Origin of the sequence: Catenibacterium mitsuokai, from assembly GCF_025148785.1 — a bacterium.
GTDB lineage: Bacteria > Bacillota_I > Bacilli_A > Erysipelotrichales > Coprobacillaceae > Catenibacterium > Catenibacterium mitsuoka.
Genome location: NZ_CP102271.1, coordinates 655,588 through 669,619 on the forward strand (window position 1 = coordinate 655,588; position 14,032 = coordinate 669,619).

Annotated in this window: 8 protein-coding genes and 2 rRNA genes; 6 read left to right on the top strand and 4 right to left on the bottom strand. The window is 43.5% G+C overall.

The genetic code is table 11. The annotated features are described in order from the left end of the window. Positions 1-29 precede the first annotated feature (29 nt). The 4 genes from tuf to NQ499_RS03215 all read left to right on the top strand — a co-directional run bounded on the left by tuf (position 30) and on the right by NQ499_RS03215 (position 5,108). The gene (gene tuf / locus NQ499_RS03200; RefSeq protein WP_006505718.1) at positions 30-1,214 is read left to right on the top strand and encodes an elongation factor Tu; all 1,185 of its coding nucleotides are present in this window, start codon (positions 30-32) and stop codon (positions 1,212-1,214) included. 181 nt (positions 1,215-1,395) lie between these two features. Beyond that, a complete protein-coding gene (locus NQ499_RS03205; protein WP_006505717.1) occupies positions 1,396-3,777 on the top strand; it encodes a YhgE/Pip domain-containing protein in 2,382 nt (793 codons plus the stop codon). A gap of 127 nt (positions 3,778-3,904) precedes the next feature. After that, positions 3,905-4,702 carry a Cof-type HAD-IIB family hydrolase gene (locus tag NQ499_RS03210; protein ID WP_040389878.1) on the top strand — a complete coding sequence of 266 codons (798 nt, stop codon included), beginning with the start codon at positions 3,905-3,907 and terminating at the stop codon, positions 4,700-4,702. Positions 4,703-4,799: 97 nt separating this feature from the next. Next, positions 4,800-5,108: a PTS lactose/cellobiose transporter subunit IIA gene (locus tag NQ499_RS03215; RefSeq protein WP_006505715.1), complete on the top strand. Its 309-nt coding sequence runs from the start codon at positions 4,800-4,802 to the stop codon at positions 5,106-5,108. Between the two features lie 194 nt (positions 5,109-5,302). Here the strand turns inward: NQ499_RS03215 and NQ499_RS03220 are convergent, their stop codons facing one another. The 4 genes from NQ499_RS03220 to NQ499_RS03235 are packed head-to-tail and all read right to left on the bottom strand — an operon-like array spanning position 5,303 to position 8,988. Beyond that, positions 5,303-6,616 carry an IS3 family transposase gene (locus NQ499_RS03220; protein WP_259848599.1) on the bottom strand — a complete coding sequence of 438 codons (1,314 nt, stop codon included), beginning with the start codon at positions 6,614-6,616 and terminating at the stop codon, positions 5,303-5,305. Between the two features lie 17 nt (positions 6,617-6,633). Further along, on the bottom strand, positions 6,634-7,110 hold the full coding sequence (locus tag NQ499_RS03225) for a hypothetical protein (protein ID WP_006507209.1): 477 nt from the start codon (positions 7,108-7,110) through the stop codon (positions 6,634-6,636). Further along, on the bottom strand, positions 7,049-8,101 hold the full coding sequence (locus tag NQ499_RS03230) for an IS3 family transposase (protein WP_326924434.1): 1,053 nt from the start codon (positions 8,099-8,101) through the stop codon (positions 7,049-7,051). Before NQ499_RS03230 ends, NQ499_RS03225 begins: the two co-directional genes overlap by 62 nt. Then, the gene (locus tag NQ499_RS03235) at positions 8,092-8,988 is read right to left on the bottom strand and encodes a hypothetical protein (protein ID WP_259848600.1); all 897 of its coding nucleotides are present in this window, start codon (positions 8,986-8,988) and stop codon (positions 8,092-8,094) included. Before NQ499_RS03235 ends, NQ499_RS03230 begins: the two co-directional genes overlap by 10 nt. Positions 8,989-9,392: 404 nt before the next feature. On the opposite strand from NQ499_RS03235, the gene NQ499_RS03240 reads away from it, so the two are divergent. Continuing rightward, positions 9,393-10,919, top strand: a 16S ribosomal RNA gene (locus NQ499_RS03240). Between the two features lie 234 nt (positions 10,920-11,153). Beyond that, a 23S ribosomal RNA gene (locus NQ499_RS03245) occupies positions 11,154-14,031 on the top strand. The 16S and 23S rRNA genes sit together here, the layout of an rRNA operon. The last annotated feature ends 1 nt before the right edge of the window (position 14,032 follow it).

Here is a 14,032-nt window from a genome sequence, read left to right on the forward strand (position 1 = left end):
TTTAGAATTATATAGGAGGATAACCTTAAATGGCTAAGGAAAAATTTAACCGTGAGAAAACTCACGTAAATATTGGTACTATCGGTCACGTTGACCATGGTAAAACTACTTTAACAGCTGCTATCACTACTGTATTAGCTAGTGAAGGTCAGGCTAAAGCTATGGACTATGCTGCAATCGATGCTGCTCCAGAAGAAAAAGAACGTGGTATCACAATCAACACTGCACACGTTGAATATGAAACTGCTCATCGTCACTATGCACACGTTGACTGTCCAGGCCATGCTGACTACATCAAGAACATGATTACTGGTGCTGCTCAGATGGATGGTGCTATCTTAGTAGTAGCTGCAACTGATGGACCTATGCCTCAGACAAGAGAACATATCTTATTATCTCGTCAGGTTGGTGTTCCATACATCATCGTATTCTTAAATAAGTGCGATATGGTTGATGACGAAGAATTAATCGACTTAGTAGAAATGGAAGTTCGTGATTTATTATCTGAATACGACTATCCAGGAGATGACACTCCAATCATCCGTGGTTCTGCATTAAAGGCTCTTGAAGGTGATCCACAGTGGACTCCTGCAATCCATGAATTATTAGACACTATGGATTCTTATATCCCAGATCCAGCTCGTGAAACTGATAAGCCATTCTTAATGCCAGTTGAAGACGTATTCACAATCACTGGTCGTGGTACAGTTGCTACTGGTAGAGTTGAACGTGGTCAGTTAAACCTTAACGATGAACTTGAAATCATTGGTATCCATGAAACTCAGAAGACTGTTGCTACAGGTATCGAAATGTTCAGAAAGTTACTTGACTACGCTTTAGCTGGTGATAACATTGGTGTTCTTTTAAGAGGTATCAACAGAGACCAGATTGAAAGAGGTCAGGTATTAGCTAAACCTGGTTCAGTACATCCACATAAGAAATTCAACGCTCATGTTTATGTATTAACTAAGGATGAAGGTGGACGTCATACTCCATTCTTCGGTAACTATAGACCACAGTTCTATTTCAGAACTACTGATATCACTGGTGTTATCGAATTACCAGAAGGAACTGAAATGGTTATGCCAGGCGATAACGTAGAATTCACTGTAGAATTAATTCACCCAATCGCTATCGAAAACGGTACTAAGTTCTCTATCCGTGAAGGTGGACGTACTGTAGGTGCTGGTAACGTAACTGAAATCATTGAATAATTTTAGTTCATTAGACTGTTGACTTATGTCAGCGGTCTTTTTTTTATTTTTTTATTAAAAATGATTTGCGCTTACATTGTGCTTTTTTATCAAATCACCTCATTTGTAAATTGATAAATGACTAACGGTCAACTAAAATGACTACTAGTCATTAGGTAGATGACAGAAAGGAAAGGGTAATATGATTAAAGCAGAATGGAAAAACATTGCGAAAAGTACTTGGCTTAAAATCGTACTTTGTGCAATTATGATCATTCCAATGATTTATGCTTGTGTTTTCTTAGGTTCTATGTGGGATCCATATGGTAACACAGATCAGCTTCCAGTAGCCGTTGTTAATAACGATAAAGAAGTTGAATATAATGATTCTACTATGGATATTGGTAAACAGTTAAGTGATAAACTTGCGAAGAATGATTCAATGGATTTCAATATTGTTTCTTCTAGTAAAGCGCAGAAAGGTTTAAAAGATGGAAAGTATTACATGATAATTACTATTCCTGAAAACTTCTCTAAAAATGCGACGACATTATTGGATGATGATCCACAGACAATGATGCTCACATATACAACAAATCCACAGACAAACTACGTTGCAACTAAGATGGATGATTCAGCAATGGCTAAAGTAAAAGCTGAAATTTCATCAACAGTGACTAAGACTTATTCAAAGATCTTATTTAAGAATGTAAAAACATTAAGCAAAGGATTTAAAACAGCCGCAGATGGTTCACAGAAATTAAGTGATGGTGTCAATACAGCCAAAGATGGTAATGCTACTATTACAGAAAATTTGAATACACTTGCTTCAAGTGCATTAGTATTCAATGATGGTGCTGATTCTTTAGTGAAGGGATTAAGTGCTTATACTGAAGGCGTCTCTACTGCGAAAGCTGGTGCACAGCAGTTAGACAACAATAGTGCCACTTTAAACAATGGTGCTGCTCAGTTAAAAGCTGGTAGTTCACAATTATTAAGCGCTGTTCAGGCAGCCGAAAAGCAGTTAGGTGATGGAATTAATGCAAGTGCTGGTCAGTTAAATACATTAACTTCTAGCAATAAACAGATGGCAGAAAGTTCTAAACAGTTATCTGCAGCATTAACTAAGATCCAGGGCGCTATTAATAGTAATAACTTAGTAGAAAATGATGCCCAGGCAGCTAAGAAAGTTGACGGTATGATTTCTACATTATCTACTACTATCTCAACAATGAATAACAATGCAGCTCAGTTAAATCAGTTAGCTGCAGCGGAAAAGAAACAGGCTGAACAATTACAGGCAACCCAGCCACAGGCCGCTCAAGAATTAATGTTGAAGGCTACAAGTCATGCAACTCAGGCTGCTACATTACAGCAGGTTGCATCTCAGTTATCATCTAGTATCAATACAGATGATTTAAAACAGTTATCTACATTGTTAAATGGTAATGCAGCTGTATTAAAGAATCAGACTGCAGCCAATGCTAAGACTCAGCAGTTATTAGCAAGTTCACAGCAGTTAGCAACTGCCAATAACACAGCAGTTGGTTCATTAGTAACTAACCTAAAGACTGTACAGGCTAGTATGAAGGGTACTTCTACTTCCGTTGGTATGGTTGGTGCAGTAAGTCAGATTGATAATGGCTTAAGCACATTACAGAGTGGTTTAAAGACTTACACAGGTGGTGTTAAACAGGTTAATAATGGTTTAGGCACACTTGCTTCAAATAACGCCACATTAAATAGTGGTGCTTCACAGTTAGCTGAAGGCGCATTAAAGATCAGTTCTGGATCTAACCAATTAGCAGCAGGATCTGCAACTTTAGGTGAAGGATTAAATACAATCGGTGAAGGTACTGGTACTCTTACAAGCAGTCTAAAAGATGCTTCTAAGAAGAGCAATATCAAATCTACAAGCAAGACATATAAACAGATGTCTACTCCAGTAGATACAGAAAAGAAAGAATTAACAAATATGCCAAATAACGGACATGCGATGGCACCTTATATGATGAGTGTTGCATTATATGTTGCATGTATGGCATTAAGTTTAATGTATCCATTTGGTAAAGGTATGACTACAACTGATAGCCCAGTTAAGTTCTTGCTTGCGAAAGCAACAGTTATGGTTCCATTATCAATTGTACAGGCATTAATCTTATACTTCAGTTTAAAAGGATTCTGCGGATTTACTCCTGCAAGACCAGGATTATGTCTCGCATTTATGCTCTTATTATCACTTGCCTTTATGGCATTCATCGCATTCCTTGCAATCGCATTTGGCCGTATTGGTGAATTCATTGCATTGATCTTCATGGTATTCAACCTTGGTGCTTCAGCTGGTACTTATCCACTTGAAACTGCACCACATTGGTATACAGTATTACATCCATTCGTTCCATTCACATATAGTGTTAATGGATTTAGATCAGTGATTGCGAATGCTACTGCAGTTCCTACAACAGAAATCTTCTTCTTTGTTGGTTTACTTGTTGTATCTGCACTTCTTACTTACTTAATTGTAAGACATAGAAGTAAAACACATAAAGTATTCCTTCCAGAAGTATTTAATGGAGAATGTTAATGAGATGGGTAGAAATACCCATCTTTTTAAATGTTCTATAAGGATTTTGTGAGACTTTTCTAAATTGGTTTCATTTTTATAACCATTTGATATAATGGAAATACTTACTAGAAAAGGAGATTATATAATGAGTAAATTATTCTTTTTTGATATAGATGGTACATTAATAGATTGTAATCAGGATATTTATGAAATCACACCTGAAACAGTTCGCACTTTAGATAAATTAAAGGAGGCTGGACATGATGTGTTCTTATCAACAGGTAGATGTAAGTGTTTTATAGTAGATGGTGTTATGAAATACCCATTTTCTGGTTATGTAACATGTAATGGGGCTTATGTAGAGTATAAAGGCAAGTGTGTTTATAAGAATGTAGTTCCTGCAGAAGCGATTAAAGCAACTATGGATCTTTGTGAAAAATACCATTTCAATTATTATTTTGAAGGTAATGATTATATTTATGTGAGAGATTCAAAAGATCCTGTTCATCAGGCATTTGCGAATAACTGGGGTATGAAAGAAGAAACTATCATTGATTCATTTGATTATAAGAATATAGAAACTTATATCGGAATGATTGTCGTTAATTCAAAAGATGATATTCCAGTCATGGTAGAAACTTTAAGTCCTTATTTTGATGTTCAGAGACATCAAAGTGACCGTTCTTTTGATTTGACCTTAAAGGGATCATCAAAAGCAGTAGGGATTAAGGAATTTATAAAAGAATTAGGGAGAGATATCAATGATACAATCGCCTTTGGTGATGGGCGTAATGATATCGAAATGATTGAGGAAACAGGATTAGGCATTGCGATGGGAAATGCAGTACCTGAATTAAAATCTGTTGCAAAATATGTTACTGCAAATATTGAAGAAGAAGGAATCACAGCTGCTTGTAAGCATTTTAATTATATTTCAGACTAATTTTGTTATATTACGAAATAGTGTTGAAATTGCTTACAAGAATTGATATAATATAAGCACAGATGAAATCTGGAATTGTTGTTAAAGGAGAATTAAAATGGACGAACAGGAACAGACAGTCATTAACTTAATCGTTAATGCTGGTAGCGCAAGAAGCTCAGCAATTGAAGCTATTCAGTATGCAAAAGCAGGAGATATCGAAAAGGCAGATGAATCAATTCAGACTGCTAAAGAAACAGTTAACGAAGCTCATCATGCTCAGACTGAATTAATCCAGGCTGAAATCAGAGGAGAAAAAACTCCACTTAACTTATTAATGGTACATGCACAGGATCACTTAATGTGCGCATTAGTAGTTATCGATTTAGCTCAGGAATTTATTGATGTTTATAAGAAATTAGCTTAATTTCATAAATACCAATACAGCATCCCTTAAACTGGTTCAAAAGTCAAGGACAGAAAGTTGACAGTCCCTGCTAAATGAGCATCACCGTAAGGTGATGCTCATTTTTTTGCGCCTGTTCCCCAGCCTTTTTCCACGACGAAAAGAAGTCCTGATTTTATGGACTTTTCCCGATATATTATTTATGATTTGTCTAATTAGTATAATGCATCAAGATCCTTATAATAGTCCAGTTCTGTATAGTTCTTCCAGTTCAATGGATCCTTAAGCAGTTTCTTGATTTCAGCTGTTGCTTCATGATAATAGAATTTTAAAGCCTTACTAATCTTCTCAATGATTTCCGAAATCTTCTTCAGCTGATTCTCTACTAGTTCCTGCTGTTTTACCCATTTCCTGTTTTCATCCTCCATCTTCTTCATATCACGCATGATGATTTCGCCCGCATTCCTTAATAATCTGGACTGCTGCTCATCGATCTTCTGACGTTCCTTACGGAGCTCCTTCTTTTTTTCCTGCATTTCAAGCTTAGCCTCAATGATCTTTTCAAGAGGCATAAGCTCTGATGCCTTCACCCCATAATAGCTGTCCAGTGGATACTGACCTGTCACCTTATATGTATAGAATTCACTTGGAGACAGTGCTGCAAGGGTATCCTGATATCTTTCATTATTATGCATATTGATATATCCATTAATGAGCCTTCTTACAGTAGCTATATCCCCACATCTTGCGATGATGTCAATGACCTCAGTCTTCATACGCCCAAAGAATGATTCCATAGGAGCGTTGTCCTGACTGTTTCCTCTTCTGGACATTGACTGGATGAAATCATTCTCATTAAGAAGCTGTTTGAAAGATGTTGACAGATACTGTGAGCCCTGGTCACTGTGGCAGTATACCTCCAGATTCTTGGGGAACTCGTCCTTATGATTCTCCATCATATTATTGAATGCCTTCTGAACAAGAGACACATCCATTCTGCCTGATACATAATGACCTAGTATTTCAGTTGTATAGGCATCCTTGAACGCACACATATAGGCTGGAGTACGGCTATAGCCGTAATGAATATAAGTGATATCAGTAAGGATGACCTGTCTTACACCTAACTTGAAGTTACGGTTAACGAGATTAGGCTTTGCCATGCACTCATGATGGTGGGTTGCCTGTCCCTTGTATGCATCCTTCTTGGGAAGCTGTGCAGTAATCTGCATCTTTTTCATGATGGCTGAAGCTCTTGATACGCTGATATTGTAATTGAACCTTCTGAACATATGTCGGCGGAAAGTTCGCTTTCCGGGAACGAATCCTAGTGTTTTAATGATCTTCTTGAAGCACTGCATCACATGGCTTTCATCCTGTTTTCTAGCTGCCTGCTTCCCGTCTCTATCCTCCCTGCGTGCCACATAATTATAATAGCCGGTGCTGCTTACACCAAATAATTTGAACACTTTGGTGTTAGTATAACCATTCTCTTTTGCCTTTCCCCTGCTTATGTAGTCATAAGCCATGAAGAGCTTGTCCTCCTTTACTTCTTGTCGCTGTAGGATGAGTATATCTCCTCCAGTATGGAAGGCATTTTTTTTTGAAATTCTACGTAATCCTCAAGATATCTGATACGTGCCTCCTGGTATGCAACCTTCTCTTCGAGAGTCATTTCAGGCATTTCCTCAATAGGGATGCTTCCATCATAGTTCTCAGCCTTTGGTTCAAACTCCCCGTTCTTCGCTTTCTGTCTTGCACGCTTGGCTGCTGCCTGAGCGCAGTTCTTTCCTAGTTTCTTAGTATCGAACCCTAATGATTCATAAGCCTCGATTGATGTCATTCCACTTTCAAGCTGCTTATACAGTGCAACATAGAAGTCCTTTGTATAGATGAATGCATCCATATTCTTTGTAAGTTCTGCAACGAACTTATTATCTGAATGTTCAATAACTGCATCTCTATGTGCAAGTCTCTGCGCCTCTGTCTGCTGTTGCCTGTTCTTCTTTCTTTCCTGAGCCATATAATTCCATATCCTCCTCTGTCAGAGCGCCAAGCTCAACTGCACGCTTGAGCGCCTTTTCTCTCGCTTTTTTCATCATTTTATCATACTTTTCCTGTTCGTTTTGAAGATAATCTGAATATTCATTATCAGATAATGAATTAAGATAGTCTTCATATTCAGTTGGTGTCATCTTATTACGTGTCCACTGAGGACGCTCATTATTATAGTAGTATACATAATTATCTATCATTTCCTTCACTTCTTCCGGAGTGGAACAGCCAGACAGGTCGCACTCATCCTTCATATGTCCAAAGAAGGATTCCTGGCTTGCATTATCCCAGCAGTTTCCCCTGCGTGACATGGACTGTCTGTATCCTAGTTCCTTAAGCCTGCCCTGGAATAAATCATTAAAATAGAGGGAGCCCTGGTCAGAATGGAAGATGGCATCCTCAGAAGGATCAAGAGTATCTATTGTATCCATAACTAAATTAAGATCGTTACCTGAAGAAGTGATATGACTTACAACACGTCCGCTTACTGCATCCTTTATGCAAGACAGGTATTCAGTTCTGTTCAGCCCGTATTTTAGATAGCTCACATCTGTGAGCAGTATGTCACCCGGCCTTGCCAGACGGAACATTCTCTTAAGAAGGTTTGGCTTCCTGTTGCTTTTTAAGTTTTCTCTGTACGTTTTCAATTCAGTACGCTCCCTGCGGATGGCGCATATGCAGTTGTATTTTCTCATCAGCCTGAGAATCTTGTTTCTCCCAAAATGAACACCACATATATCGGGAAGCATCATATAGATGGTGCGCGTTCCTTTTCTGAATCCCTTATAATCCATGACCTTCCTTATGTATTCAAAATCAATCTCATCCTGCCTTTCTTTCATACCGTAATTATCATCTGAGAGTATTGAATAATAGGATGACTTGGATATGCCGATTCTCTTTAGTATGGAACGGATAGAATAATCATATCTGTCGTGTGGGAGGTCTCTTATCCATATGCATAATGCCTTCTTCTGCTCGGGGTAAGGGAAGGAAGAATTTTCCTGATAGTATCAAAATGCATCATTGACAGTTTTTCTAGTGCTCTCATCCTGTTGTGCTGGATGCGGCATCTGAACTCCTGGTCACATTCCACCACCATATCATCAGAATCACCATTCCAGGATATGAGCTGTTTCTTTATTTTATTTCGCACTCTGATAGGAAAATCAGAACCATCAATCTCAAATATTCCAAGGATCTCATCAACGGGATAACTATAGAATATTGAAGCTTCATCATAGAACTGTTTATTAAGTGTAAAATGATCTGTATTGCATCTCTTTACATATGGATGACCAAAGTATTTCTCTGCTGCATCAGCACTTATCTTTTCTTTAGTTTTTTCTCCATCTTCAAGTTTTCTTTTTAATTCATATATTCTATGATATCCGACTTTTTCGGGATCAAGACCACAGGATTCAAGCTGATTTTCAATGGACACAGAAGGATATTCTTTATAGGCTTTATTAATGAACTCAGAACTAAATGTAATTCCTCTACGTCCTTTGACGAATACCCCGGAGTCAACTAGAAATGAATTATCATATAATTCAACTGAATATATACTCTGTCCAAATACCTTATTTTTTCCGTTAGTAGGACGACCATAGCGCTTAAAGTTAATGTTGATGTTATTTATTATAATTTTCCCTAACATCGAACAATCAAAGCCGTATGATTTAAGTGTTTCTCTTATCTGTAAGGTAGATGGCTGCTTAATCCATTCATCATATAAGATGCATCTGAATTCATGTGTTAATACAAGTCTGTCTTGTCTTATGGCTTTGACATAGGGTGATTTAGATAATAACTCAATTTCTTCATTAGTGAACTTTTTTGGCATAGCATAATTTCAACAACGAAACGAAAAAAAGATACCCACAAGGTGGGTATCACAACTGTCAGGTTGTTGTCCTCCTTATGGGTACCATTTTACCTTCAATGGGATGCTTTTTTATACTTAAATTATCAAATAAGACACACTGGATGGCATATAAAAGCGATTTAGAAATCAGGGTAAAAATAAATTGAATTGAATTTATGAAGCGTATAAGGGCTTAAAATGCGATATATAACAAAAAATCAAAAAATATTCAAAAAACACTTTACAAGTTCCGATATTTTAGGTATTATAGACAGGCAGTCCGGGAGACGGGCTGAGACAGAACATTGAAAACTGAACAGATACACGTCAGATTTATTTGAAAACATTTAATTGATGAGCTGAACATCAGCTCTTCACATATTTTCGTGGAGAGTTTGATCCTGGCTCAGGATGAACGCTGGCGGCGTGCCTAATACATGCAAGTCGAACGAATCTTCTTCGGAAGATGAGTGGCGAACGGGTGAGTAATACATAGGTAACCTGCCCCTGTGCGGGGGATAACAGGAGGAAACTCCTGCTAATACCGCATAGCCATGAGCACCGCATGGAGCTCATGCCAAATATCCTTTACGGGATAGCGCAGGGATGGACCTATGGCGCATTAGCTAGTTGGCGGGGCAACGGCCCACCAAGGCAACGATGCGTAGCCGGCCTGAGAGGGCGGACGGCCACATTGGGACTGAGACACGGCCCAGACTCCTACGGGAGGCAGCAGTAGGGAATTTTCGGCAATGGGGAAACCCTGACCGAGCAACGCCGCGTGAGCGAAGAAGGCCTTCGGGTCGTAAAGCTCTGTTGTAAAGGAAGAACGTCGGACACAGGAAATGGTGTGCGAGTGACGGTACTTTACCAGAAAGCCACGGCTAACTACGTGCCAGCAGCCGCGGTAATACGTAGGTGGCGAGCGTTATCCGGAATCATTGGGCGTAAAGAGGGAGCAGGCGGCCGCAAGGGTCTGTGGTGAAAGACCGAAGCTAAACTTCGGTAAGCCATGGAAACCGGGCGGCTAGAGTGCGGAAGAGGATCGTGGAATTCCATGTGTAGCGGTGAAATGCGTAGATATATGGAGGAACACCAGTGGCGAAGGCGACGGTCTGGGCCGCAACTGACGCTCATTCCCGAAAGCGTGGGGAGCAAATAGGATTAGATACCCTAGTAGTCCACGCCGTAAACGATGGTCACTAAGTGTCGGGGGTCAAACCCCGGTGCTGCAGTCAACGCAATAAGTGACCCGCCTGAGTAGTACGTTCGCAAGAATGAAACTCAAAGGAATTGACGGGGCCCGCACAAGCGGTGGAGCATGTGGTTTAATTCGAAGCAACGCGAAGAACCTTACCAGGTCTTGACATCGATCTAAAAGGGATGGAGACATCCTCATAGCTATAGAGAAGACAGGTGGTGCATGGTTGTCGTCAGCTCGTGTCGTGAGATGTTGGGTTAAGTCCCGCAACGAGCGCAACCCCTGTCGCCAGTTACCATCATTGAGTTGGGGACTCTGGCGAGACTGCCTCTGCAAGGAGGAGGAAGGCGGGGATGACGTCAAATCATCATGCCCCTTATGACCTGGGCCACACACGTGCTACAATGGACGGGACAGAGGGAAGCGAAGGCGCGAGCCGGAGCGGACCCAGAAACCCGTTCCCAGTTCGGACTGCAGTCTGCAACTCGACTGCACGAAGCCGGAATCGCTAGTAATCGCGGATCAGCATGCCGCGGTGAATACGTTCTCGGGCCTTGTACACACCGCCCGTCACACCATGAGAGTTGGCAACACCCGAAGCCGGCGGCCCAACCCGCAAGGGAGGGAGCTGTCTAAGGTGGGGCTGATGATTGGGGTGAAGTCGTAACAAGGTATCCCTACGGGAACGTGGGGATGGATCACCTCCTTTCTAGGGAGACAGACGTGTAATGTTCAGTTTTGAGTGCTCTGGCACTCAGGAGAGATCCTTGAAAATCAGATATGATCATCAAATGGAAAGTTTTAAAAACTTTCTGCACACAAAGATAAGATGTAAGTGAGATCGAGAAATCAAACAAAGATAAGAAGGTCTAGTACATCTGGTCTGAAGGCAAAAATACTAAGAACAGAAATACTCAAGCGAACTAAAGAGAACCAATCACAAGGTCAAGGAAGAAAGGGCGTACGGAGAATGCCTGGGCACAGAGAGGCGATGAAGGACGCAGCGAACAGCGAAATGCGGCGGCGAGCGGTAAGCACGCGATGACCCGCCGATATCCGAATGGGGAAACCCCTCCGCTTTCGAAGCGGAGACCGCATGACGACCGTCATGACGGGGCAATACGCAGGGAACTGAAACATCTAAGTACCTGCAGGAAGAGAAAGAGAAGTCGATTCCGTAAGTAGCGGCGAGCGAAAGCGGAGGAGCCCAAACCGGACATAGTCCGGGGTTGTAGGACCGCCGAGAAAGATGACATGAAGAGTCAGGAGAATCCCATGGGAAGGGATCCGCAGAGGGTGAGAGACCCGTATCCGAAGGCTCGACATGGATCGAGGCGGCACCTGAGTACGGCGGGGCACGTGGAATCCTGCCGGAATCATCGTGACCATCCCGAAAGGCTAAACACTACTCTGTGACCGATAGCGAACCAGTACCGTGAGGGAAAGGTGAAAAGAACCCCGGGAGGGGAGTGAAAGAGAACCTGAAACCGCATGCCCACAAGAAGTCAGAGCCCGTCAAAGGGTGATGGCGTGCCTTTGTAGAATGAGCCGGCGAGTCACGATCAGCAGGCGAGGTTAAGCAGGAGATGCGAGCCGCAGCGAAAGCGAGTCTTAAGAGGGCGACATAGTCTGAGGTCGTGGACCCGAAACCGGGTGATCTAGCCATGAGCAGGTTGAAGTCGGGGTGAGACCCGATGGAGGACCGAACCGACCCCCGTTGAAACGTTGGCGGATGACTTGTGGCTAGGGGTGAAATTCCAATCGAACCCGGAGATAGCTGGTTCTCCCCGAAATAGCTTTAGGGCTAGCGTCGCAGCGAGAGAGCCGTGAAGGTAGAGCACTGAATATGCGATGGCCGCATCCCGCGGTACTGAGCATAATCAAACTCCGAATGTCACGGTGTCATCTGCGGCAGTCAGACGGCGAGTGATAAGGTCCGTCGTCAAGAGGGAAACAGCCCAGACCATCAGCTAAGGTCCCAAAGTGCATGCTAAGTGGAAAAGGAAGTGGAGACGTGCAGACAACTAGGAGGTTGGCTCAGAAGCAGCCATCCTTCAAAGAGTGCGTAACAGCTCACTAGTCGAATGACTCTGCGCCGATAATTTACCGGGGCTAAGCATGACACCGAAGCTATGGACAGGAATGTGGTAGGGGAGCATTGCATGCAGCGGAGAAGCATGACCGAGAGGGCATGTGGAGCGCATGGAAGAGAGAATGCCGGCGTGAGTAGCGGCACGTGGGTGAGAATCCCACGCACCGATGGCCCAAGGTCTCCAGAGGAAGGCTCGTCCTCTCTGGGATAGTCGGGACCTAAGGCGAGGCCGAAAGGCGTAGCCGATGGACGACGGGTGGATATTCCCGTACCCGATGTGTGGCGATGGAGTGACGGAGAAGGCTCAGGCAACCAGCTGCTGGAATAGCTGGGGCAAGCGAGATACCTGCGCACCAGGGAAATCCGGTGCGCGCAGGGGGAAGGCGCGAAGCATACGGAAAGCTGCGGCAAGTACGGAAAAGCTGAGAGCAGGCTTCAGGAAAAGCTTCTAGCACAACACGCATCGGCCCGTACCGAAAATGGACACACATGGGCAAGGAGAGAATCCTGAGGTGAGCGAGAGAACTATAGCTAAGGAACTCTGCAAAATGACCCCGTAACTTAGGGAGAAGGGGTGCTCCAGAAATGAGCCGCAGTAAAACGGCCCAAGCGACTGTTTACCAAAAACACAGCTCTCTGCGAAGGCGCAAGCCGAAGTATAGGGGTGACGCCTGCCCGGTGCTGGAAGGTCAAGGGGAGCTGTCAGCGCAAGCGAAGCAGCGAGCCGAAGCCCCAGTAAACGGCGGCCGTAACTATAACGGTCCTAAGGTAGCGAAATTCCTTGTCGGGCAAGTTCCGACCCGCACGAAAGGCGTAACGATTTGGGCGCTGTCTCAGCTGTAGACTCGGTGAAGTCTTAGTACCTGTGAAGATGCAGGTTGCCCGCGACTAGACGGAAAGACCCCATGGAGCTTCACTGCAGGTTGACATTGGGCTTGGATGCATGATGTACAGGATAGGTGGGAGGCTGTGAGCCGTGCGCGCCAGCGTACGGGAGCCGCTGTTGGGATACCACCCTTCATGCATCTAGGTCCTAACCGGAGGCAACGGGCCACGGGACAGTGTCAGTCGGGCAGTTTGACTGGGGCGGTCGCCTCCCAAAGAGTAACGGAGGCGCCCAAAGATACCCTCAGCATGGATGGAAACCATGCATAGAGTGCAAAGGCATAAGGGTGTCTGACTGCGAGACATACAGGTCGAGCAGGGACGAAAGTCGGGCTTAGTGATCCGGCGGATCCGAATGGAAGGGCCGTCGCTCAACGGATAAAAGCTACCCTGGGGATAACAGGCTGATCTCCCCAAGAGTTCACATCGACGGGGAGGTTTGGACCTCGATGTCGGCTCATCGCATCCTGGAGCTGAAGTCGGTTCCAAGGGTTGGGCTGTTCGCCCATTAAAGCGGTACGCGAGCTGGGTTCAGAACGTCGTGAGACAGTTCGGTCCCTATCTGTCGTGGGCGCAGGAGGTTTGAGGAGAGCTGCCCCTAGTACGAGAGGACCGGGGTGGACGGACCGATGGTGCACCAGTTGTCACGCCAGTGGCACAGCTGGGCAGCCAAGTCCGGACGGGATAAGCGCTGAAGGCATCTAAGCGTGAAGCCCCCTCCAAGATGAGACCTCCCATTGGCGACAAGTAAGGCCCCTCGAAGACGACGAGGTTGATAGGCCGCGAGTGCAAGCGCAGCGATGTGCTTAGCGGGGCGGTACTAATAGGCCGAGGACTTGGCCAAG

Excerpts from the sequence above, each read along its gene's own strand:
- tuf (WP_006505718.1), top strand. The coding sequence starts at position 30 with ATGGCTAAGGAAAAATTTAACCGTGAGAAAACTCACGTAAATATTGGT.
- NQ499_RS03205 (WP_006505717.1), top strand. The coding sequence starts at position 1,396 with ATGATTAAAGCAGAATGGAAAAACATTGCGAAAAGTACTTGGCTTAAA.
- NQ499_RS03210 (WP_040389878.1), top strand. The coding sequence starts at position 3,905 with ATGAGTAAATTATTCTTTTTTGATATAGATGGTACATTAATAGATTGT.
- NQ499_RS03215 (WP_006505715.1), top strand. The coding sequence starts at position 4,800 with ATGGACGAACAGGAACAGACAGTCATTAACTTAATCGTTAATGCTGGT.
- NQ499_RS03220 (WP_259848599.1), bottom strand. The coding sequence starts at position 6,616 with ATGGCTTATGACTACATAAGCAGGGGAAAGGCAAAAGAGAATGGTTAT.
- NQ499_RS03225 (WP_006507209.1), bottom strand. The coding sequence starts at position 7,110 with ATGGCTCAGGAAAGAAAGAAGAACAGGCAACAGCAGACAGAGGCGCAG.
- NQ499_RS03235 (WP_259848600.1), bottom strand. The coding sequence starts at position 8,988 with ATGCCAAAAAAGTTCACTAATGAAGAAATTGAGTTATTATCTAAATCA.